The 22,023-nt window shown below is 56.4% G+C and carries 10 protein-coding genes and 1 pseudogene; 2 read left to right on the forward strand and 9 right to left on the reverse strand.

Annotated elements, in window-relative coordinates; all coding sequences use genetic code 11:
• A pseudogene (locus ABJK56_RS13850) lies at positions 1-359 on the forward strand (hypothetical protein); the annotation flags it as partial.
• 199 nt (positions 360-558) lie between these two features.
• On the opposite strand, the gene ABJK56_RS13855 reads toward ABJK56_RS13850, so the two are convergent.
• Together ABJK56_RS13855 and ABJK56_RS13860 are read right to left on the reverse strand one after the other, a co-directional pair.
• Positions 559-3,900 carry a hypothetical protein gene (locus ABJK56_RS13855; protein WP_347245258.1) on the reverse strand — a complete coding sequence of 1,114 codons (3,342 nt, stop codon included), beginning with the start codon at positions 3,898-3,900 and terminating at the stop codon, positions 559-561.
• Between the two features lie 131 nt (positions 3,901-4,031).
• Positions 4,032-4,817 carry a DUF1080 domain-containing protein gene (locus tag ABJK56_RS13860; RefSeq protein ID WP_347245259.1) on the reverse strand — a complete coding sequence of 262 codons (786 nt, stop codon included), beginning with the start codon at positions 4,815-4,817 and terminating at the stop codon, positions 4,032-4,034.
• Between the two features lie 294 nt (positions 4,818-5,111).
• On the opposite strand from ABJK56_RS13860, the gene ABJK56_RS13865 reads away from it, so the two are divergent.
• A complete protein-coding gene (locus tag ABJK56_RS13865; protein WP_347245260.1) occupies positions 5,112-8,273 on the forward strand; it encodes a secretin N-terminal domain-containing protein in 3,162 nt (1,053 codons plus the stop codon).
• 12 nt (positions 8,274-8,285) lie between these two features.
• Here ABJK56_RS13865 and ABJK56_RS13870 read toward each other — a convergent pair whose 3' ends face one another.
• The 7 genes from ABJK56_RS13870 to ABJK56_RS13900 all read right to left on the reverse strand — a co-directional run bounded on the left by ABJK56_RS13870 (position 8,286) and on the right by ABJK56_RS13900 (position 21,854).
• Positions 8,286-11,108, reverse strand: a complete 2,823-nt coding sequence (locus tag ABJK56_RS13870) for a hypothetical protein (RefSeq protein ID WP_347245261.1) — start codon at positions 11,106-11,108, stop codon at positions 8,286-8,288.
• A gap of 184 nt (positions 11,109-11,292) precedes the next feature.
• Entirely contained in the window at positions 11,293-12,117 is an 825-nt protein-coding gene (locus tag ABJK56_RS13875) for an undecaprenyl-diphosphate phosphatase (protein ID WP_347245262.1), read from the reverse strand.
• 317 nt (positions 12,118-12,434) lie between these two features.
• Entirely contained in the window at positions 12,435-14,879 is a 2,445-nt protein-coding gene (locus ABJK56_RS13880) for a TadG family pilus assembly protein (RefSeq protein WP_347245263.1), read from the reverse strand.
• 441 nt (positions 14,880-15,320) lie between these two features.
• Complete coding sequence (locus tag ABJK56_RS13885) at positions 15,321-16,247, reverse strand: aminotransferase class IV (RefSeq protein WP_347245264.1); 927 nt, start codon at positions 16,245-16,247, stop codon at positions 15,321-15,323.
• 45 nt (positions 16,248-16,292) lie between these two features.
• Complete coding sequence (locus tag ABJK56_RS13890; RefSeq protein WP_347245265.1) at positions 16,293-17,366, reverse strand: alpha/beta hydrolase; 1,074 nt, start codon at positions 17,364-17,366, stop codon at positions 16,293-16,295.
• An 883-nt stretch (positions 17,367-18,249) separates the two neighbouring features.
• Complete coding sequence (locus ABJK56_RS13895; RefSeq protein ID WP_347245266.1) at positions 18,250-19,884, reverse strand: right-handed parallel beta-helix repeat-containing protein; 1,635 nt, start codon at positions 19,882-19,884, stop codon at positions 18,250-18,252.
• 158 nt (positions 19,885-20,042) lie between these two features.
• Entirely contained in the window at positions 20,043-21,854 is a 1,812-nt protein-coding gene (locus ABJK56_RS13900; RefSeq protein ID WP_347245267.1) for a glycoside hydrolase family 172 protein, read from the reverse strand.
• Positions 21,855-22,023 lie beyond the last annotated feature (169 nt).

The following is a 22,023-nucleotide window of genomic DNA, read 5'->3' on the forward strand; positions in this document are numbered from 1 at the left end:
CCGAGCAGCGTGTCAAAACCGTGTCCTACAAAGTCTGCAAGTTAGTGCCGACAACCTGTGTGACCAAGGTTCCCTGCCGGGTTTGGAAGCCGGTGACCTGCACCAAAACGGTGTGCGACGTGCGGTGGGTGAAAAAGGTGGTCCCCTGCACCGTAACCCGCTGTGTTCCTCGGATCGTCTGCGAGATGGTGCCGGTGAAGGTGTGCTGCCCGGTTCGGAAAGTGTGCTGCCCGACGGCGAAAGAGGCTTGTGCTCCCGCAGCTTGCGACGCTTGCAGCGCACCGCAGGGCCAGCCCAAGCCGCTGGACGTGAAGCCGGCCCAGGTGGCACCCAAGCCGCTCGACAGCCGGACCATCTGAACGGTCCGATAAAACGGAATCGATAACGGCCTGGTCCTAAACCTCCGCGGCCCAGTGAACCCATCACTGGGCCGCGCTGTTTCTTGGCGCCCACTACCGACGAAATCCTGCGTGAATCATGACCGCTTGTCCTGAGCGTCGGTCTCAGAGTGGACTTTCGTTGTTGGGATCGCAACAGCGTATTCGCGGAGCTGGTTTCTCATTGGAGTCGGAGAAGTCCCCACAATTCCGGGCGATCCGGCGCGCCATCTTCTTTCGACGCCGGCCAGTAGATTTCGGTCTGGCCTTGGGGGCCTGGGAGGGTGAGGTTGAGGTTTGCCCGTAAGGTGCTCTCCGGGTCGGGCCGCCAACCCTGGAGTCGCCGGCCGGGTAAAAACACTTCCATCAGCCAGCCCTCTTGTGTTTTTCGGCTGACGCCCTGGATGTCGGGCAAGTCGTAAATGGTTGCGGGGATTTCATCACCACGCTTCCAGCGACCGGCAAATACCCTACCGGTGTCAAGAAGGGGACACAACCAGAATTGGTGATCAGTCGCCTGGTAGGATCTTCTCAGTCGGGCGTCGGACGTGGTATCGATAAACAGTTCCGCGCAGGTTTGCGCCCAGAACGTGCGTGGGTCGGTCACCGTGCCGTCGTGATTTTTCACGTGAACTGCCAGGAACATACCAGCGGGGTTGTAGCCCAGTGCCATACGCACAGATAACGGCGTGCCGCGAGCCAGGAGCAGCCAATCGGGCAACCATGCCTGCGAAGGCCAATCTTCGAGCTGGCCGTCAATTTTGATGTTCTCAACCCGGGCTAAATTCCAGAAGGGCACCGGTATGCTCGCCGTAGCAGAGATCTGCCCTGTGTCATCTTTCAGAACAAGCCGGGGTGGGGCGGGCGGCGGTTCGTACGCTCCAATTGTAAAACGTAAAGGAATTTCCGTTTGCCGTTTGGAGCCAACGCGTATCGGAGAGTGTACAGATTCGAGGGTCCAGCCAGGCGACAATTTGCATTCTAGGAGCCATGTCTTCTCAGATTGCGAATTGTTTCTGACTCGCACTGTCGTTGTATAGTGAGTTCCTTCCTGTTGCAGCGAACCGCAAGAAAGTTCCACCACAGGAACCACATGAAACTTGACAGGAAGTCTTTTTTCGGCACTACCGGCCTCGACCACCAGACAGACCGAATGCTCCCCCTGGGACAATGAAATCGGAATTTCCACGGAGATCGGAATTGCGACTTTTTGGCCGGGTACTGCCGTCAGTCTGCCTTGTGCCGGGCTCACCTTGCATCCCTCAAGCGATTCCAAATGCCAGGACACCTGAAGGTTCTGAGAAGTCTGGTTGCAGGCGGACCACATCAGGCGAACAGTTTCCCCGCAAACGGCGGAAAAAAGCTGCGGCGTTTCCCAGGCGAACCCACTTTCGACCACGATCGGATCATCGGGGGAAAATCCCGTGATCCAAAGAGGTGCTGAACCCACGCGACGCGGTTTCTCAGAAAGCCGATTGCCGTACATGTCGTAGAATTCGGCACCGGGCAGATCGACTACCTCTTCTTCGGCGTTTCTCTGGGGTCGAAATACGCACCCCCACAATCGATCGCCGTCTCGGATGACGTAGCCCTGGACATCCTTCGGCAAGTCGAATGTGCCGAGAACCTGGGGATTTTTCAAGAAATGTGTTAATGCTGCGAGTGCTGCGGCGGCCGGCTTGGGCTCATTCCGATAATCAAAGAGTCCACAACCGTCAAAGTATGTGGTGGCTTTTTCCTTGTTGTCCCAATCCCAAAACCAAAACATCTTGTCGATTCCCGAAGCGACGCCCATCAGGTATCCGCGTTGCAGATAGATGGCCTGCTCTTTCTCACTGACCACGTAGCCGGCACGCGTGTCCCAGCCAAACTCGGTGATCCAGGCCTGACGATCCCGTCCATCGCAATCGGCGGCTCTTGTGAAGGCTCGGAGCCGGTCGGAAATCAGCATGACCTCGGATTCGTCGCCCGGACCATTCGCGTTCTCCACGCTGGATTCGGGAGGTTCAACGCCGCAGTAAAAATGAGCATTCACGACGTCAATTTTCTCGAACGCGCCGGATTGGATGTTTCGCTCCACCCATTCCGGATGAATTCGCGCTGTGCCTTGTTCCACAGCGAGGCAATCCGGCTTCATGAATTTGACGACGTCAGCAAACATGCGATGATACGCCTGGTAGGCTCGCCACTCACGTGCTCGTTCTTCTTTGCCGTGATGGTAATCGTATTCATTGTCCAGTTCCCACGCAGGGAAGTCGGGCATCGCCCAAAGGATATGGACCAGGTCATATTTCCACTGCCGATCGGGTTTGAGCAGACCCTTCTGAACATAGGGATGAATGGAATCACCCATGCATGCGAGAAGCATGAGTTCCGCTTCTTGGATACCTTTGTTGATCCGCGGATACCAGGGCCAGCCACTATATTTGCCGTCTGGCCCACGAGCATTGAGGAGCCATTGCCGGTTGTAGGAATAGTCCCGTACCCAAACCACCCCAATACGGCGGAGCGATTCGTAAGACACCCCGCCACTGGCTGAATGAATGTTCAGTCCCCACGGTGATCGCCATTTTTCGTCAGCCGACAAAGCATGCGGCCTGGGCACATAAATGAAACGCGTTTCGGCATGGAGCTCGCCACTGGCGGACAATTGCGCTGTGACCTTTAGCGAAAATGGTCCGTACCGGGGCGGGGACCAAGCAAGATTCCAGGCCTGAAGATCAAACAACGTTATACAATGATCCGATTGATAAAGGATCGTGCCCTGCTCATCGATGAACCGGGCATAGAGCTTCGCGGAAAGCGATTCCCCCCGCCAGCTATCGCAAATGATCTGAAACTGAACAGGCTCCGACTCGACAAATACGTTGCGGGGCGCGCTGCTTGTGATCCGCACCTCCAGCGGCCGCTCGTCGGGCGCGATGCCGGTCACGTCGGTTTCCACGTCCATCCGGTAAATCCGAAGCTGGGCACCACCCGCCACATTCTGCCGATTCCAGTTGTGGGCGCTGATGGATACGATGGAAACAGGTTGCTTCCAGCTTTCAGGAACCACAAATTCGAGCAATGACCATTTTCCGGGTGGGGCGTTCAGCGGCCATTCCAGTTTCTTCCCATTGACGGTATCCTTTCCCTCTCCATCACGAAAATTTACGATCCATGTATAGTCTGGCTGGAGCGGTTTGGTCCATAGGCGGATCTTTTTCAGCTTGCCGGGAATTTTGAGACTTCCCGGCTCTATAGAAGCAAACTGAAAGCCCGTTCCATCGTAACGAACGGAAATTTCCATGACGGGGTGAGTGGCTTCCTTTTCAGGCCAGTCTTCTTTCAGCCACTCGATTGTTGCGGTGGCGCTGTTCCATGGGCCAGGTTGCCATCGGGCTGCCAGCGGTTGCGCAATATTCCGTGTGAGGATGTCGCCATGCGGGGTTGGCGATGCGTTTTGGGCTGTACCAAAGGTCCCGGATGCATTGAACACAAAGCATAAACCGAGCGTGATCCACCGAGAGATCGAGCCTTGCACAACAGGATCCTCCACATGCGAAGAAAGTCGCACCGGGCGACGGATTTCAACGTCGCGATTAACCTAACGAAATCAGTTCTCGTCCCAAGGGAAACGACCGCTGGGGACTGGGGCGGTAGGTGCTGGCTGCCTCATGGCGAGGCGCAGTTCCGTGACGAAGTACTCCGATGGGCATGCAGACGCTGCAGAAAGCGGGCAAGCGGCCCCGCTCGGTGTCCGGACAGGCTATAACTGGCCGTCAGATCTTTGTAAAAGACGTTTTTGAATTCAATGTAACCGCCATGATTCTGAACGGAAAAGTAGCCACACAGCGGCTTGACTTTGATATTCTCGAACTGGGTCTGATCAATGTCCTGAACCACCTGGCCATTGAGGACAACTTCCAAATGGGTTCCTCGGGCAGTGATAAGCACCCAGTTCCATTCGCCCGCCGGTTTGATGGCGTTTTTCTTGGGGGCCACGTAACGATAGAGCGACATGCTGGAGTGGACGTCCGGCTCCTTTCCCGCATCGTCGAAGATCTGGATCTCGAAACCTGAAATGCTCGGTCGGGTATCGGGCTTTTTGGGGTCGAACTTCTCCGCGCGAATCCCAATGCCGCTGTTGCAATTCTTTGACATGCGAAACTCGAGATAAAGGCGAAAGTCGCACAAGGAGTGATCGTACCGTAGAAATCCGAAACCCTTGCCAGCGCAGACGATCTTTCCATCTTCCACGTACCAGACGGGTTTTTCCACGTTACCATCCTTGTATGTGGCGGTTCCTTCCACGACCCAGCCAGTGAGGTCGTAACCGTTAAAAGCGGGGACCCAACCGCCGACCCCACGGGTCTCGCCATGTGGTCCGGCGAGGGTCGGGGTTCCCGCGAACACTGTCATAACCACAGCCATAGATACCAAAGCTGCTACTCGCTGCATGGGTGATCCTCCCCATCACAAAACCGTCGAGAAACCATCGGTATTGCTTGAAGCAGGCACAGAACCATAACGAGGTATTGTAATTCGAACTGGTTTGGTTTTCGCGGCTATTGACTCGAACCCTTTTATTGTGCGTAGTCCATTCTTGACTGAAAGTTTTTCTCTCAGAAACTTCTGGACCGGCGACAAAAAAGGTTCATAATGAATAAAGGATGGACCTCACCGAGCTTTAGCTTTCGTTCCACAAGTTGCCGAAGCCGCGCTTGTCACTCAAAACAGCCATAGGCAGTCGTCATGAACCGGTTGAGCTGGAAGCGGCTGATCCACGATAAGTTTTGTGGTTTTGTTATTCTCCTTGTGTTGGTCTATGCGTCCTTTTCAAAGACACCGGGCGTTTGGGCCCAGAACTCCGCAACTATGTCCGTCGACAAAGATTCTGCGGCCCCCCAGGTGATTGTGTCACAGCCTGAGGGAATGGCCCCAGATGCGAAAGTGCTTCAGAATCCAAGTGGAGACGTTCCGAAGCCCGCGATTAAACCATCCGCAGGCCAAGCTCCCGAGTCCTCGACTTCACCGGAGGCCCCCGACAATAGCGCTGGCGCTGCGGGTGGTCCATCGGGCAGAGAACAGGGGAAAGGCAATGAGGTTCCGAAAGGACCGCCTCCCGTCACACGCCCCAAAGAACCAACGGAGCCTCCGGAATGGAACGTAGAACAGTCGGAGGAAGGACGAGTGCGCGTCAATTTCCGGGGGCAATCGTGGCCCAAAATCCTGGAGTGGATCGCGGACCTTTCCCACATGAGTCTGGACTGGCAGGAATTGCCTGGTGATTATTTGAACCTCACAACGCAGCAGGCATACACGGTAGAAGAACTTCGCAATCTCATTAACTGGCATCTGTTCCAGCGTGGCTACACGATGATCCGTCAGGGCGAGGTTCTCACCGTGGTCAATCTCGATAAACTTGATCCCGGCATCGTCCCCCACGTGACGCCCGAGGATCTTGAACGGACGTCGGCATTTGAATTTGTTCGCGTGACCTTCCAACTGGACTCGCTGGTGGCAGACCAAGCAGCCGAAGAACTCAAGCCGCTCCTCAGCCCGAGAGGTAAACTCTTTCCACTTTCCGCTACGAACCGCCTGGAGGCCATGGATTTGGCTGTTAATCTCCGCGAAGTTGCTAGGGTGTTGCGGCAGGAGCAATCGGGCAGGGGACAGGAGCGGCTGGTCCGTGAGTTTGTGCTTCGGTTTGCTCGGGCGGAAGAGACCCTGCAACAACTGAAGGACCTTCTGGGCATTCGCGATGCAGCGCTACCCCTGCCGCCGGGAATCAATCCTCAGCAACTGCAACAACTTCAGCAGATGATGGCGGCCCAGGGTGGTGCACCGCCGCAGCCTGGAATGCCGGGAGCCCCTGGGACGCCTGGTACCAAAGGAGGACCATCCGTCTTGCGGCGTCCCAGCGACGTAAACCTGGTCGTCAACGTGCGGCGGAATTCCATCATTGCACAGGCGCCACCTGACAAAATGGCCATTATCGAACAGGCCGTCAAATTGCTGGATGTACCGTCTGATCAGGATACCGCCATTTTGGCGAACTTAAATCGTTTTCAGGTGTATCGTCTTGCTGCTCTTGACCCAGAACCCCTCGTGAAAACACTCCGCGAACTTGGTGGGCTTGATCCAAGCACGCGGTTGGAAGTGGATAAGCAGAACAACGCCATCATTGCCTACGCCCCACTTGCGGATCACGTCGTGATTCGCTCCGTCATTGAAAGGTTGGATGGGAGTGGACGACGTTTTGAAGTCATCCAGCTTCGCCGGCTTCCGGCGGACTACGTGGCCGGTACGATCGATTTCATGATGGGAGGCCAGGAATCCTCCAGCCAGTCTCTTCCGCCGTGGGTTCCTCCCTGGGAGCGCTCCCGTCGTCAAACCGAAACAACCGATCGCAATCGTTTTCGCGTGGATGCCGATATCGAGAACAATCGCCTGCTTCTTTGGGCTAACGAAATTGAAATCCAGGAGGTGCAAAAACTTCTCGTCAAATTGGGAGAGATTTCCGAACCAGGTACGGCAGGGGGGCGAGTCCGTACGTTGGAGTTTGGTGATCCCGCTCAGGCGGAGGCAGCGCTGCAACTGCTGCAACGCCACTGGAATCGCATCTCGCCTTACCCACTTCGAGTCGAGAGAGCGCCCGGGCCCGAAGGGAGATCGCAAGCCCCAAGTGCAAACCAGAACCAAAATGCTCCGTCCGCTAATGGCCACAGTTCCGAGCCGCAAGCCGATGCGCGACAAAATGGGGCAATCGATGAGGGCGACGGTCCCAGGGCTGATGTCCAGGTGAGCGTTCGGACGGCCGTCCTTACCCACGAGGCTCACAGGTTAGAAGACCAGACGGATGCTGAGGTGCGGATTGAGCCTCCTCACGATGTGAAGAGTATCCCCCGGCCCGGTGTGGGAAACGACTTGGGTCTCGTCTCGGGCGAGTTGGGAAGTAGAGGTTCCGACACCTCGGAAAAGGGAGACGACGGCCAGAGTGATCAGCTTGCGCCAGCACCCGCGATCACCGTGTATCAAACGCCGGATGGGCGACTGGTCTTCACATGTCCTGATGCGACCGCGCTGGATCTGGTGGAGCAGTTTTTGCGCGAAGCCATCCCACCCCAGCCGGATTACCGAATATTTCGGCTGCGGTATGCCTGGGCAGATAACGTTGTGAAGGTTCTTGAATCGCTGTTTTCTGAGGAAGAAGACAATCGCCGTTGGTTACCGTTCTGGTTTTTCGATCCATGGGGCACACGCGGATCTTCTGACAGGGATCGCAAAGGCCGGCTTTCGCAACGCCGCCCCATTAAATTTGTTGCGGATACGGACACGAACTCCATCGTGGTGCAGAACGCCGATTCGCGGCAATTGGCGGAAATCAAGCAAATTATCGACTTTTACGATCAGCCGCCACCGACAGATGGGCAGTCTATACGAGTGACGGAGATCTTTGCTCTTCGTTGGGCCAAAGCCTCTCAGGTGGCCACGGCGATCAAGGATGTGTATCGGGATTTACTGAGCCCCAACGAGAATCAACGACCAGGGGAACGGGGAATTGTATTCTTCTTCCCGGAAAGCGGTTCCGATACACGAACACCTCGATTTAAAGGATTGCTGTCCGTCGGAGTCGATGAAACATCCAATTGCCTGGTGGTTTCGGCGCCCGTCTACCTGATGAACGACCTTCGTGAGTTGATCACACAGCTTGACCGTAATGCGGAGCCCAACTCTACAACGGTGGAGGTGGTGAGGCTGAAAAACGGTTTGAGTGCGGAGCACATCCGAAGGGGCTTGGGAAACATTTTGTCGGGTTCAAACGCTCCCCCTGGTGGGCCCGGAGGTAAAGAGCCAGCTTCAACCAAATCGCCGGGAGAGTCCCGTCCGGCTAGTGCCGAGCGCAAACCGTGAACGTTAACCCCATCAGCGGGACGGGGCATGCTCCATAAGAATTTCCAGATGGGCTGTGATGGCCTCCTGCGTGATGATTGCGTTTCCCTGCAATCCGCGAAACCAATTGAGCGGCGGCGCGAGAAAGGTCTGCTGAGGGCCCACACCTGTTCCTGACGGTCCTTGCTTCTGTGAGCGGGACATCTGACCTCCTTCTGAGGTTTCGCTCTCACTCCGGTTGATGGTCCTGCCCAATCGGGAACGCACGAGCTCCGCAATGCGATTGACGGCAGGCAGCGATTGCTGCGCGGAGGTATCGAGTCTCTCCCGTAAAACCCCTTGGTTGGGAGCCCCAATTGCTGGCTCGCCCGAGGGTGGTTCGAACCCGGACGGAGGCGGGAGCGGTTTCCCATCCACAAATGACGTGGAGGTCCAGCGAGGGATGCCGAATTCATCGGGCTGATAGACGTACTCGCCGCCGAGGGGACAGCGCAGCTCGGCATCAAACAGGAATTCCGCCACGCGTTTGCACTCCTCGCCGGGAACGCGGAGCTGTTGCTCGAGATCCCGGAGAAAACGCAAATTTCCGAGAGACGTCTGCGTCGTCCGCCAGTAAACAAAGCGGTTGAGGAGTGGCGTGATTCGAGCAGCTGAAAGATCACCGAGAAAGACGCGGAGATGAGCTTCCCGTTCGGCCTCTTGCCAGCGCAATTGGTTTGTGACCGCGGTCAAAACCTCAGGTTGGAAGGAAAATACCGTGACGCCCGGCATTTCCCGCCGCCAGAGTCCAAACAATCCCCGACTGTAACCGTTTGCATCGGGTCGGGTGCTGAATGTCTGATTGATTTTTCCCAGCAGCCCTAATTCCCCGGTCGTTCCTAGGTAACCAATAAGAATGTCCCGAATTCGGCCGGTGGGAACCACGCGCCCATTGACAATATCCAGCGGGGGAACGATATCATAAAGTCCGCCGAACAGTCGGCCGCGACTCAAACTGATTTCGAAGCGGCCCAATTCGCCCTCGATGGATGCTAATTCGTACTTGTCGGGTAGCCCCATTTTGGCAACCAGGTTTTCGTAGTTCTCTTTCGCCAGGGGCGTAACCCGGGCGTCCACGATGATTCGTTCTCGGTTAGCCCCGGCTGATTCCCGCTGGATGGCCACGACGACCGGATCCAGCCGCTGCCACTGGGTAGCGTAATGAGCTAAGAATTCCCCATAAAGTTGAACTTCCTGGGAACTGGCCCGTTGGACCGAGATATCCGCAATAGGCACAAAGTGGCCCCGCTCCCCACGTAAAGAATCTCGCACGATACCATTTTGGATGATGGTGCGACTACCGTCTGCTCGCGGACCGAAGCCGTTGGGAAGATAGCCGTGGGCGATGAGGTCTTCAATGGTGTCAATGTCGTGCCCTTCGCAAGCTGCCGCGAGGAGAGCCAGCTCCACCATGTCCATGTCGGCCAGCGCTTGGAGACGCCGCTGCGTCTCGATGCGGTAGGCCGGCCCTGTCAAATTACGGAAAAACTCACGTGATAGATAGATAAAGGCTGTGTCCTGCCGGTTTAACGGAAAGATCGCCCGTGCCAGCCGGAACTCGGCCGAGTCTGCGAGTTGTCCATGGCCGGCGGAGGCTTCCAGAAACCGCTCCACCAGCTTTCGCGACGTGGTCACAAGATGAAAATCGCCGTCCGTGACGTAGTAAGACCGCACGGCTCCATCTTCAGAACTTAGATAGGAGACGGGATGATTGAGGATTGTCAGTTTCTCTTCACGCACTCCTCCCTTCTTCACTCGTTCCTGCCGTTGCTGCATCAGATTGGCCTGAAACAGCGCGTTATTGCGAGCTTGAAACAGCAGACCGAACGCCGCTCCCTCGTGGAAGTGAAGATCAAAACCAACGATCGCGATGTCTGCCACGATCGTCTCTCCCAGCAATCGAGAAAGTGCGGACTGCCGCAGGACGAGCTGTTCCTCAATGCGTCGGCTGATGGCATAGTTCATCGAACGAAGGGCCACGAGATTCTGGATGTCTCCCCCCCATCGCGCGAGGGTGTCCTGAAGCCAGAGAAAGTTGTTGAAGCTTCCAAATCGAATGTACAGGGACTCTACAGGCACATGGCTGGCCATGGCTTCAACGGCCACGTCCTGAGGGACGTCCACTGTCGGGGGTGGTAGCTCATCCCAGGGGGACGGCAGCGGCTGGTTAGCGGTGCCTTCAAAAACCTGGGGCGAAAGAAAACGAGCCTCCATGATCTTTAACCGGAGTGGCTCACTGCTCAGCATAAGGCCCAGTTGCTCACGGAACCAGGCCTCCCACGATTCTGTGGCCGTTTGTGGCGGCTTGAGTCCCAGGCGCTGAGAAAGCATGAGTCGGAGATACTGGGCCACAAGAGGTGGGTAATCGGGTTTTGATTCGAAAAGACCCGGCGGTTGCGTATATTCGCGCCACCAGTTTCTCAGGGTTCTTTCGTATCCGCGTGGATCCGTTCGAGGGATAATCCGAACCAACTGCGGAGGCCGTGTGCCGATGCTGACATCGAGCGGTTCCTCGCCGCGGAAAAGAAAGTAGATCGTCATCCGCGGAGTACTTCCAACCATTTCGGCGAAAAAACCTCCCAGGGGTGGGCCACCAATAACGGGATAGAACACGCGATGCTCCGCGTCTTCCAAGAGAACACCATCCAGCCCCAATGGCCGAGGCAACCGCTGCGGAATAAGGTCCATTTCAATTTTGCCCACGCCAAACGGTTGGCCAAGGTATGCTTCAGCATGCAACTCCCCCGCCTGCGCCGGGCAAGTTTGCAAAAGCCAAATCCCCGCGGCTAACACAATTCCGAAAAGCTGTCTGTGCATCGGATTGGTTCCCTCCTTGCATTGGGACTGCCACGCGAACCATTTCGCGGAACGTTAACATTCCATTCTCATGGCAAGGGACACATCCGGACAAGCCGAATGTTAGGACGAAGAGTGCAGGTCCGGCGGTAGATCGAGCTATCTGTCGCGAAGTTAAGAGAGACCCGCAGTCGTGAGTCGACCATCACACCCGGAGGACAATCTGCCAGAGAAGGACAACAGTCCCCATGAAAAAGACCCATCCGGCAAACCAACTGAGCCGGCCTTTGGTAAGCCAGTGGATGACCCAGGCGAGAGCCACCAGACCGACCGCAAAGGAAAGCACTACGCCAAGTATGATTGGACCCAGCGAAGCATCCACGGAAGCCGGATGGAAGAGCTTGCGACCTTCGATGAGCGTGGCGCCCGCAATTGTAGGAATCGACAGGAGGAACGAAAAAGTGGCGGCTTCTTCACGCTTTAGCCCGCACACCAAGCCAGCGGCAATTGTCATCCCACTGCGCGATAATCCAGGAAGGATTGCCATCGCCTGGGCAATGCCTACGAAAACTGCCTGACCTAACGTAAGCCTCCCGGCTTCCTTGAGGCCGTGTCTTCGTCCCACGGCGAGCAAGACCCCACCCGTCACGAGGAACATCAAACCCGCAGTCAAAACGTGGTCGAGAGGATCGTAGTCAACGTGTGCCACCAGCCAGTCCTTAAGCCAAAATTCGTAGCCCACCCCAGCGCACGCGGCCGGGATGGTCGCTACGATGAGGAGAAGCAATGTCCTGTATTCCCCTGAGAGGAGACCAACGATCCGCCGACGATAGTACGCAACAACAGCCAGCAGGGTCCCTAGGTGGAGCATCACGTTGATGGTCAGCTTTTCTGGAAGCGGATGCGCCAGCGCGTCGAACAGGTGGGCCAAAACCAGTACATGACCCGAGGAGCTGATGGGGAGAAACTCTCCCAGACCCTGGACCACGGCAAGAGTGGCTACTTCCAGATACTCGGCCAATCCTTGCATAACCCAAATACCGACGGCACGGAAGATAAACGGGCTGGCGGAGCAAATGTCAAGAAAAAAAGTGCCCTTCGTAGGCGGGGCAGGGACCTACGAAGGGCTGCGCTGTGAGGGTCCCCTCACGCACTTCTATTATTGCGCGCCGTTCGCCCGTTTGCAATACCCTTACGCGAAAAAAATTGTTCATTGCGATCCTCAAACACCACTATGTGTTTCACAAAAGGAGCATCGTACTTCTCTAGACGGTTTATTATATGTGTTTTCCGCGTGTAACCGGTGTAAGAGTTTCGGACCTTTTTTGCCGCGTTCCGGGACTGGCCCTACTTGACCAGGCGGACTTTAGGCGACTCGATGATCCTCTCGAAAATCTCTCTGAGGCGGGACTCATACTCGGCGGGATTGCCACTTCCGCGGGGGCTTTGCCCGTCATCGTTTGCGGTGCCCCCTAGCCTCGCCAAACGGTCCATGAAGTTGTAATCGGTTCCCAGTCCAACTCCGACGGGGAAGACGGACCAATGGTCCAGTTGCATCCGTGCGGCCTGCATCAAGGCTGCGTCGTAGGGATACGCAGTCCCGCCGTAGTATTCGGGACTGGGGTTCTGACTAATAAAACTCCGAATTTCCGAGGGGGAACTGACGTAGAGATTGGGCACGCCGTCCGTCAGCAGAATGACAACTTTGTTGGTATCACGACGCCCGGATCCGCCTTCATTCCGCGGCCTAAGCAGGTTCCGCGCAGCGAGCAGGCCTGCTTCCGTGGCGGTCGAAGCCCCCTTGTCGCCACAGGCCTGGAGGCGGGTGCACACTACCATCGCCTGATCGTAGTCTCCGGTTAGTGGTTGGGCGATGATGGGCCCCCCGCCACTCAACGAGTCGTACGTAATAATTGACACCCAATCCCGTTGGCTGAGGTCGGGAATTCCCTGATTTCTTTCTTTTACGACCTGAATTGCCGCAATCAGGGCACGCCGGGCGGCATGTGTCGGCTGTTCCCGGGGAGGAAAACGGAATGTGCCTCCGTCGGTATCTTCCAGGTGGTACGGGCAGTAAGGGCTGTGACGGGAAAGGGGCACGAAATTGACGCCGTCTGGCTTCAGGTCACGTCCAAAATCCATCATGAACTGGACATACGTGAGGTAACCAATCTTGTTGAGGTACCTTTCGGGAAGCCGTAAGCTCGCACTGGGGAATGTGCTTCGGTTCGGGTTGTTCATGCCGGTGATCCGGTCGGCGCTCTGGTTTGGAGGGAGCCAGACCGGCGTTTGCCGGCCATTTCTTCCCTGAACGGGCGTCAGAATCGGTGTGGACCCGGGCAGCGATTCGCGGTTGCCGGCCGATAGCGTTGGATAAGCCGGACCAATTTGTCGGGGCATCTCTGACGGTATAAAAAGCGTGACGGCGGCGATCCCGGGAAAAATGCCGTCAAGCATACTCATTTCGGCTACGCTGCCAGACTGAGCCCCTGCAGCCAGGCTGGGTTGCCCATAGCCGGGGAGGAAGTTCCCCACCGGCCCGTTGCCTGACGCACCGGAGGGTGAACCACCGTTGCGGGAACCATTTTGGGGGGAGCGATTGGGCTGGGACGAGTTACCGCCACGGTTGCCCGGCTCTCCAGCTCTTCCTCGGTCGCCAGCGGAATTGCCACGGGAAGACTGATCATTGGATCGAGGAGTTTCGGAAGAGCCTCTTTCCCTTCTGTTGTTTTCACCGCGTTCGGACCGGCCGTTGCGGTCGTCTGGTAAATCGCGGGGATTCCAGTTCTCGCGTCCGCGTCCACCCCTGAAGTCCCCCGGATTTCTCTCTTCGTCATCCGAGGAGCTCCGCGTGACGCGCACCGGTTTGATGATGTAATCGAGATACTTTTCCCAAAAGCTGTAAAAGCGGGAGCTGTCGGGAGTGGGTCGAGCATTGGGCATGACCCGGGCAATCTGGTAGTCGATGATCGCCGAATAGGCTTTGAATTTTCTCGTCAGTTCATCATCCGTGCGGTTGATGCGATAGCGCGGAGGAACGTTCGGGCGGGTGAGCGGTCCACCGTCTTTGGTGAGCTCGGCATAAGCAAGGTCTGTCTGCGGGACACCCCAGGGTTGACCGATGTGTTCCAGTTGTCCGGGGAATCTTCCAAAGCCAAAGTCGTCAAACACCTGCTGCATAAGCTCCGTGCCGATGGAGCCGTAGCCTGCTGAGCCGAAGGTGCTGTTGACCACGTCGGTGGCCCAGGCCGGTTCGGTATCATCGTTCATCGACCCCGACAAGTCGACCACGAAGGCAATGTCCCGCGGATTGGCCATGGCAATGGCTTCTGCCGAAAGATCGACGGCCTGTCGGCCGAGTACCCGGGCAAAAAACAGAGGGGCTGGATTCCCGCTGAGTGCATCCCGGCGTACCCGAACGCGAACGGCATTGGGGGACGCGTTAGTCGGAGTGAATGTTCTGGTTGTTGAGTCCCAAATTCCTAATTCCACATCCTGTCGGAGAAGTCGCAGCGGCTGGCCGCCGGAAGTGTGGAATCGGGCATAGCGGTCCGCGATTTGGAACACGCTCTCGAATCCATGGGCAATTTGGGAAGCACCTGCCAGCGCTGCGGAGTCCGCGGCCGCCTGGAGCTGCGCCCGAACCAGAACGACGTAGCCCAGGTCCACGGCCAGGGCCATCAGCGCCAAAATGACGACAAGCATCACGGCCGTCAAAACGAGGACGGCTCCCGTTCTAAGGTTTGAGCCGGGAAACGGGCGGCTTCGCATAAGTGTTGTGGGTTTCCTCATGGTAAAGGACTCCACGCGTTTTTTCCAACCTTCATGCGCAACTTTCGATCGGTATCAATGCACACAGGCATTTCCGCGATTTTTTCAGGATGATCAATCGTGGAATGGTGCGTTCTAGGGCAGTGGAAACGGGATGTCGACATGTCTGGGGAGGTAAGATAGAACACCACCTTGAAGAGTATAGGTCAGGACCGGCACCTCATGGGGTGAAAATGGCCGGTCGTAACGTGCAATAATGGGGACGTTTGTGACGAACTTGCTGCAGATTCGGATTTGGAGAACGGGATGCAGGGTAACGTGCTGGTCAAAAAAGTTTCGGCGGATTCCGAAAAGCGCTTGAGGGAAATAAATTTGTGAGGAGTGCATTTACGGTGTCCCAACTCTTTGGTGGAACAAGTTCGCGATGTCGCAACGTGGCATGGAAAAGTGGGTATGGGGCTTTTACAGACGGTGACGGAATTGCTGAGCCTGGGCCACCAGGTCAAAGCCCGCGATCTCGTTCCATGCTGCCAGCAAGCGGCGGTATATTGGCCCTGGCTTCCCCGAAGCGGTTTGTCCCACTGGTGCCCCATTCAACCGCACGACGGGCAGAAGACAAAACGGGGTACTGGTGAGGAAGATTTCGTCGCACTGTTCGAGGTCTGAAACTGTAAGGAAGCGGTGGGAAAAAGGAATCCCCAGTTGGCTGGCCAACTCTGTCACGACTTTGAGCGAGATGCCGGGGAGAGTTCTCTCCACCGGCGGGGCAATCAATCCCTCCTCGCCATGATAAGCCACGATGTTAGCGGTGGGGGCCTCTGTCACGCATCCGTCAGCGTCCAAAAGAATGGGCCTCGCTGACGGGTCGATCCGTTGCACCTCCTTTTCTGCCAGGTAATAGTGCATGCGGCTGCGGCACTTCAGCTCTCGGGGCCAGCACTCCACGGGGACCTGCCGAACAGAGGCCACAGCCACTGATTCGCCGCCGGTGTACTTGTGGGCCCAGAGATAAAAAGGGAGTGGATAGGTGTGAATAGCCACCATAGGTACACTGGGGCCGGGGCCTGAATAAGCCGCATAGCGTCCAGGCGTCACGAAAATGGAAACGCCCATGTCATCCGCCGGATGGATGAATTGGCGGTTGCTCGCCACGACGTATTCCGCCGCCGATTTGAGCTGTTCGGCGGTGTATCCGATGTCCACCCGTAAAATCTCCAGCGAATGGTAGAGCCTTGATAGATGATCCTCTGCCCGAAAAATCGTGCCGCGGAAAGTTCGGAGTTGTTCCGCAATCGTTACACCCAGGACGAAACCGGCGTCCACGACAGAGACCGCCAGTTCCCGCTCTGGCAGGAAGGCTCCGTTTAAAAACGCAACCCGTTCGTGCATGGGCAAGATGCATCCTTGAACAAAAAATCTCAAATGGAAGTTCCCTTAACGATTTACCTGTGATTGCATGAGACGGGCGGAGTCAATGTTCTCCTGCAAATTCTCCAGTATTGCCCGGACACCGCGAGATTGGAAATACCTCTGCCACTGGTGAGTATGGCCGACTTCGCCTGTCACGTCGATTATCCGCAAGACCGAGGAGGCATCGGACGTTACACACGGGAATATCCATCCAATGGCGTTGGGACCGCGGCATGTCCACAAGTGTCTGTACCACTTGAGTGCCGGATCCAGGTTATTGAGGGTCAGTTCAATTCTGAACGGCGTTTGGACCTGCTTTCCCACCTGGATAGCCTCGTTTAATTCGGAGACATCGGCGGCCGGCGCGATCAGGAGGAGTTCGATCCGTTGGGCGGTTTGGACCCATGATTCGCCGTCGCCGCGCGGGATTTGGGAACTTCCGTCGCGAATAGCTTGACGACTCTCTGCAAATGCTCTGAGCAAGGTTTTGGCACCGAAGCTATATCCGACAAGGACGACACGCCCTTTGGGCCGAAGCTGATTGAGCCACGTTGCCAGCAAAGCTGCTTCTTGCGCGCTCCGGGTGGCCTTGAGTCGGCTGTCTCGGGCGATGCCTCTCACCATGGATTGCGATGGCCACGACCACAGGATCATGGGACCATCGACTTTGCTCGTAATTCTGTAAAATCCCCACATGAACCGCAGGGCATCGCTGAACGACATCCGATTTCCGTGAACCACGATGCACAGGTTGTCGGCGCTGCCCACTTCCTCGTGCAATTCACTCTCTTCGGCAGATGTGGTGCGACCCTGCGAGTCCACCCGGAAAAACTGAAGGCGCGAAATAGCGTGCGCTGGATCCTGGAGCTGGGCCCAGGAAATCGATCTTGAGCTGACCACCCAGAACGCGGGACCATTATCAGGGAGCGCCCGCTCGGACGAACTGGCGTCCAAGTCGGACGAAGCGGCAGTCTTTTCGACCGCGGTAGCGGCAACGACGATCCTCTCGTTCGGTGTTCCTGAAACGACACTCGTCAGCGCAACCGCTGCCAGCACGCCGACTGACCAAATCTTCCACTTAGAAACAATCGTCTTCATTGGCGAAAGCCCTCCCAACCGTTCGGAGCCCTTCAGGTTGCAGAATCACTCCAGTTGAAGGCTTCCTGCCTACTGACACTTTTCGAAAGACTCGCCCCTCCTACTCTAAAAGGTACTCCCGTTTTTGGGAAATCTACGAGAGGCTTTATCTCTATGGTACCCTGCGTCGTTACGTCGGCCGTTGCGTAACGTGCTACCACACAAACCACGCCGACCCTGGCCGTTGAGGTTTTACTCTAACATACAACCGATTTTCCCGTTACGCAAAACGGCCGATATTGTGGCGAAAAATCGACTGCGGCATTTGCACAACATGGATTGTGGGCTATGGTTTTCAAGGCATGATTCCGAAGCCCACCCAGTGCGCAGGATGCAACCGGTTTTTCAATAAGGAGACATGCAATGCGGAAGGTGATGATTTGGACCGTTGGCCTCAGTTTGTTGGCCTTGGCGGTAGGGTGTCAGCGGTGCAATTTGTTCCGGCGCGGGGCACTGTTTGCGCCAACGGCCGCCGTGCCGGCCGCAGTAATTGAATGCCCACCTGTTGACCCCTGTGCTGAAACCGTTGTCGGCGGGGCATGCGATGCGTGCACTCCACCGATGACGACCGTGACACCGCCACCTGCGACCTTTGCTCCGGGACCAGCCGGGTGAATCACCCCCCAATACACGTCCCTTCATCTGACGGCTCGAGGTGCCGGTCGAGCGGATAGTCTATCCCGGTGCGTGGCACATTGCAGGAAAGCTTGCCGCCTCCTCCTGGCAGGAATTCGCCCGCGGTCGCGCTGTCCTGACGTGGCCGCGGGCCCCTTTTGCGCCATCGGCTGACAAGCCCATAAAGATTCGTTGCAGCGGGGAAAGTGGTCCACGCCCTCCGCAAGCTTTATCGTCCCGGGGCCGCGTCGCTTGAAAGGATAACGTTTTTATCGAGGAACACGCCCTCTCCGGGGCAATCTATTGTGCCTTCGAAGAGATTGTCGGTGACGACGACATTTCGGCAACTCTGTGTCCGCACAGCTACGAACGTACGATCCCCAGATTGACCCGCTTCGTTGGACGGACCCCGCAATAGACTATCGCTGATCCGGCTCAGGCTGACGTGGTCGAGGAGGATCCCCACAGGACCACATCCTGTCATCTGGCAGTTTGTCACGTTCAAGCCGGAGCAGTTCCTCAGCACGATGGCGGCTTCTCCACCGTTGATGCCCGCCAATTGTAACGCGTTAATGACGCAATCGTGGCACTCCTCCAACCGAACGCCACCGCGGTAGGGACCCTGATGGGCATAATTGGGGTTTTGGTCCAGCGAGTTTGGCCCGATCACGATATTTCGACAATTCTTGATTATAAGGTCTTCCTCCCCTGCGCCCCAAAAAGTATTCCCGACAATCGACACGCCCCGCGCATTGACGATTTCCACATTTGTCACCACATCGCTGAGGACATTTTCCGCGATGGTCAGCGCCCCCCACGAGCGGCCTTTGGCATCCAAGCCGATGAAGCGAATATTCGCCCCGCCGGGAGCCTTGAGACTGTGTTGAATGGTGCACCCCGTGATCGCGATCTCTGCGTGTCCGTCCGGGCTTTCTGTGCTGTCGATAAGAACATTGGCGGTAGGTTCGCCGTCTGGACTCATGTTGACTTCGATGTCGCACCCGGTAACCTGAAGGTTGCGAAGATATCCTTTACGGACCACGATACCGCCACCCTGGTTGTAGCTGATATGGCATCCGACGATGTTGATCTGATGGAGATCCACGTCGTCAAGGTAAACTCCGATGCCCCGGTTATGGTAAATATGACAGTTACTGATGATCACGTTTCGGTTGCGTTCGTGTAAGCGGATCGCATGGAGCGTTTCGCGGATAAGGGTCCGTGTGATTGTCAGTTGCATCGTTTGGACGGCCTCGATCCCGCAGGCCTCTGCGTGATTCCCGACAATCTCCAAACCGTCGACCAAGGGCATGCGTTCACGTTCCCAGACCAGCGGCTGGACCCTTTTTGGGTCGGCTGTCCCCCGGTGTTGGCCGACAAACCGCAAAGCAGGGCCGGGTCCGTTCATTACGAGCCGAGCCGTGCCGTTTCCTTGGAAGGCAATCCATCCTGTTTCACTGAGGCGAATCTCAATCGGCGCTGTGAGACGGTAAATGCCCGGTGGAAAGATAATCACACCACCCTCGGCCACGCACTTTTGAATGGCTGCTGTGTCGTCCTGGATCCCGTCACCCGTTGCCCCAAAAGACTTTACATTCCTGACTTCGGGCAAAGCGGCTACACCACCCGTGGTCGGTTCTAATCCTGTGGACAAAATTCCGGAGAAGAAGATAACCCCGGGCGACTCTGCAAAGCTCTTGTGCCGGACTCCGACCACAAATGTCGTATCAGCCAATGACCTGATTGCCGTAGCGCCCGTCTCTCCGCCCTTGCAGAGGTCAAAATTGGATATTCCTAGAAAAACGATTGCTGCCCAAAAAAAGGCCCTGGGAAGCAATGTCTGCCTCGAACGCGACTCACTCATGGGGATCCTCCAATGGCTCAGAACGATCCAATCGCTCATCCCTGGCAGCTAAAATAGGTTAATTCCTCACCAAGCCGGTTGACGGTTCCCGGGTAGCGAACTCGATACGTCCACCGGTTAAGCGACTCCGAAAATAGCGCCGGTTTTTCCAGTTGCCATTATCCTCCATCTTGCTCGATTGGCTTATTGGGCGAGTTCTCGGGTGTTTCCATATCAGCGGGCGTTTGTCGCTTGATCTGCCATCGTTGACGGAGTCGGACCGAATCCACACCCAATTTGGTACCACGAGATGCCGGTGATTGACCAACACACTCAAACCGCAGCATATGGACTCCTTTGGGAAGCGTTCGCTGTCCCAAGTTGATTTCCCGCACGCGGATTTCCGGGGAGTAAAAGTCTTCCCATTCGCGGACTACCTCGTTGTCGAGAAGAACCCGGTAGATGCCGAAGTCGTAGGAGTTGGTCACCCGGAGTGTAAGTTGGCGTAGCTCTTCAGTCGGAACGTCAAACTGACATTCAAACCAGGCGCCCGTTCCCTTGGCATTGTCGAAAAAGAGCTGTCCGTGGCCGGTCCAGAAATGGCCTGATTGAAGATGAAGCGTACCGCCTTCGGCTTTGCTTTTGGCGAGGAGTTCCTGTCCTTCAATGACGATGTCGAGCTCAGGAAGCCGCCGTTGTGCAGCGGGCGGCAGTACGGTGAACCGCTTGGGTTGCCCCTCCTGATACCAGAAGGCCACGGTCGCGAAGTCGTCATTGCGCTCCACGAATCCCCGATACGTGTTGGGAGCCAGTTCGTCCTCACTTATCCAGCCAGCATCCTCAATCACCACGCGAAGAGATTTTTCAAAGCGGATCGGATCCAGGATATGCCACCGATATACCGTGGTTTTGTAGCCCACCATCCCCCATTCACCCTCGAGGATCGTAACGCCAAAGTAGGGATAGGTACCGGTACCCATTCCCCAGGCATTGAGCACATAATCCTCCGTGCCTGTCCCCCAGATACTCGGAGTTGACTCGCCGTCAATATAGAACTTCTCGTCCCCTTCGCCGAACCATTCAGGGCTGCGTGATCGCACACTGAGAACTGTACCGACGTATTGCCCACGTCCTTCGGCTTTCAGAATCAGATAGTCGCGCCCAGATTGCACCGGAAATTCCTGGCGATACTGAGCACAAAAGTAAAGAACGTCCTCTGGCAATGAATCCAGCCGACAGTAGTCAACATGGTAGTAGAAGGCGTTGAGGGGTTTTGTGCTCTCGTTGGTGATTTCAATGCGGGCGGACTTCTTAAAGGGCATCGGCCACCAGCAGTTGTAAGCATCTCCTCCTTCCACTGTAATTGCTGCGGAGTTTACCGGAGCTCGCTGTCCAAAACCGGCTGCAAAGAAATCTCCCACGGGTGCTTCCACGGCCGGCTCGGCAGCGCCATCCCAAAACATGCGGAGTACGAGTTCGCTGTGGTTCGCGTTCCCCTGCTTGCCGAGCCAACTGGGTTCAGGGCCGGGAAACGTCATCCAAATGTGCTGGATGATGCCGGGACCCTCGAGGTCTGCAAGGATGAGTTTGCCGCCAGGGGGGATAAAACGGTTGTCAGCGTTGCTGGATCGTTTCGGGGCAGCCGACGAAGCTCGAGCCGATCGGCCTGGCAACGGACGCAAGAGATGTCCCAGGGGATGGGGCGGCAGATCGAGCTCTCCAGCCCGCAACTCCATAAATGGTGCAAGAGGCTCAGACAGCCGAAGGCTTTGGTATTGTTCAGTCGATTCGGTGAGTTTCCGGTCCAGCTCCCGGAGTTTTTGTACCACCTGCTGACGTCGGATGTACTTTTGGATTTCCGAAAGTAAATCTTGTCCGCGCGCGAAGGGGGCAGCGCCGGGTTCTGCCAAGCAAGCAATGCTCAGGACTAGGGCGTAGCATGCGGAACGTTTGAGCAAGCGAAACGGCCGCTCACAAAAACTTCCCTTCATGCGTATTCTCCGTCATGGCAGCTTGTTAAAAATCAGCACCGAGCGACTACTTTCTACCGCTTCTGAAAGATAAAGTCAACGTTATGGGCCTTTTGGCGGCGCTTGACAAGCCATCCCCTGTGAACGATCATCAATGGCAGTCGTGGGTTTCGCCTTGCCCATCGCTTGC

It is taken from the genome of Thermogutta sp. (assembly GCF_039793925.1).
Taxonomy (GTDB): Bacteria; Planctomycetota; Planctomycetia; order Pirellulales; family Thermoguttaceae; genus Thermogutta.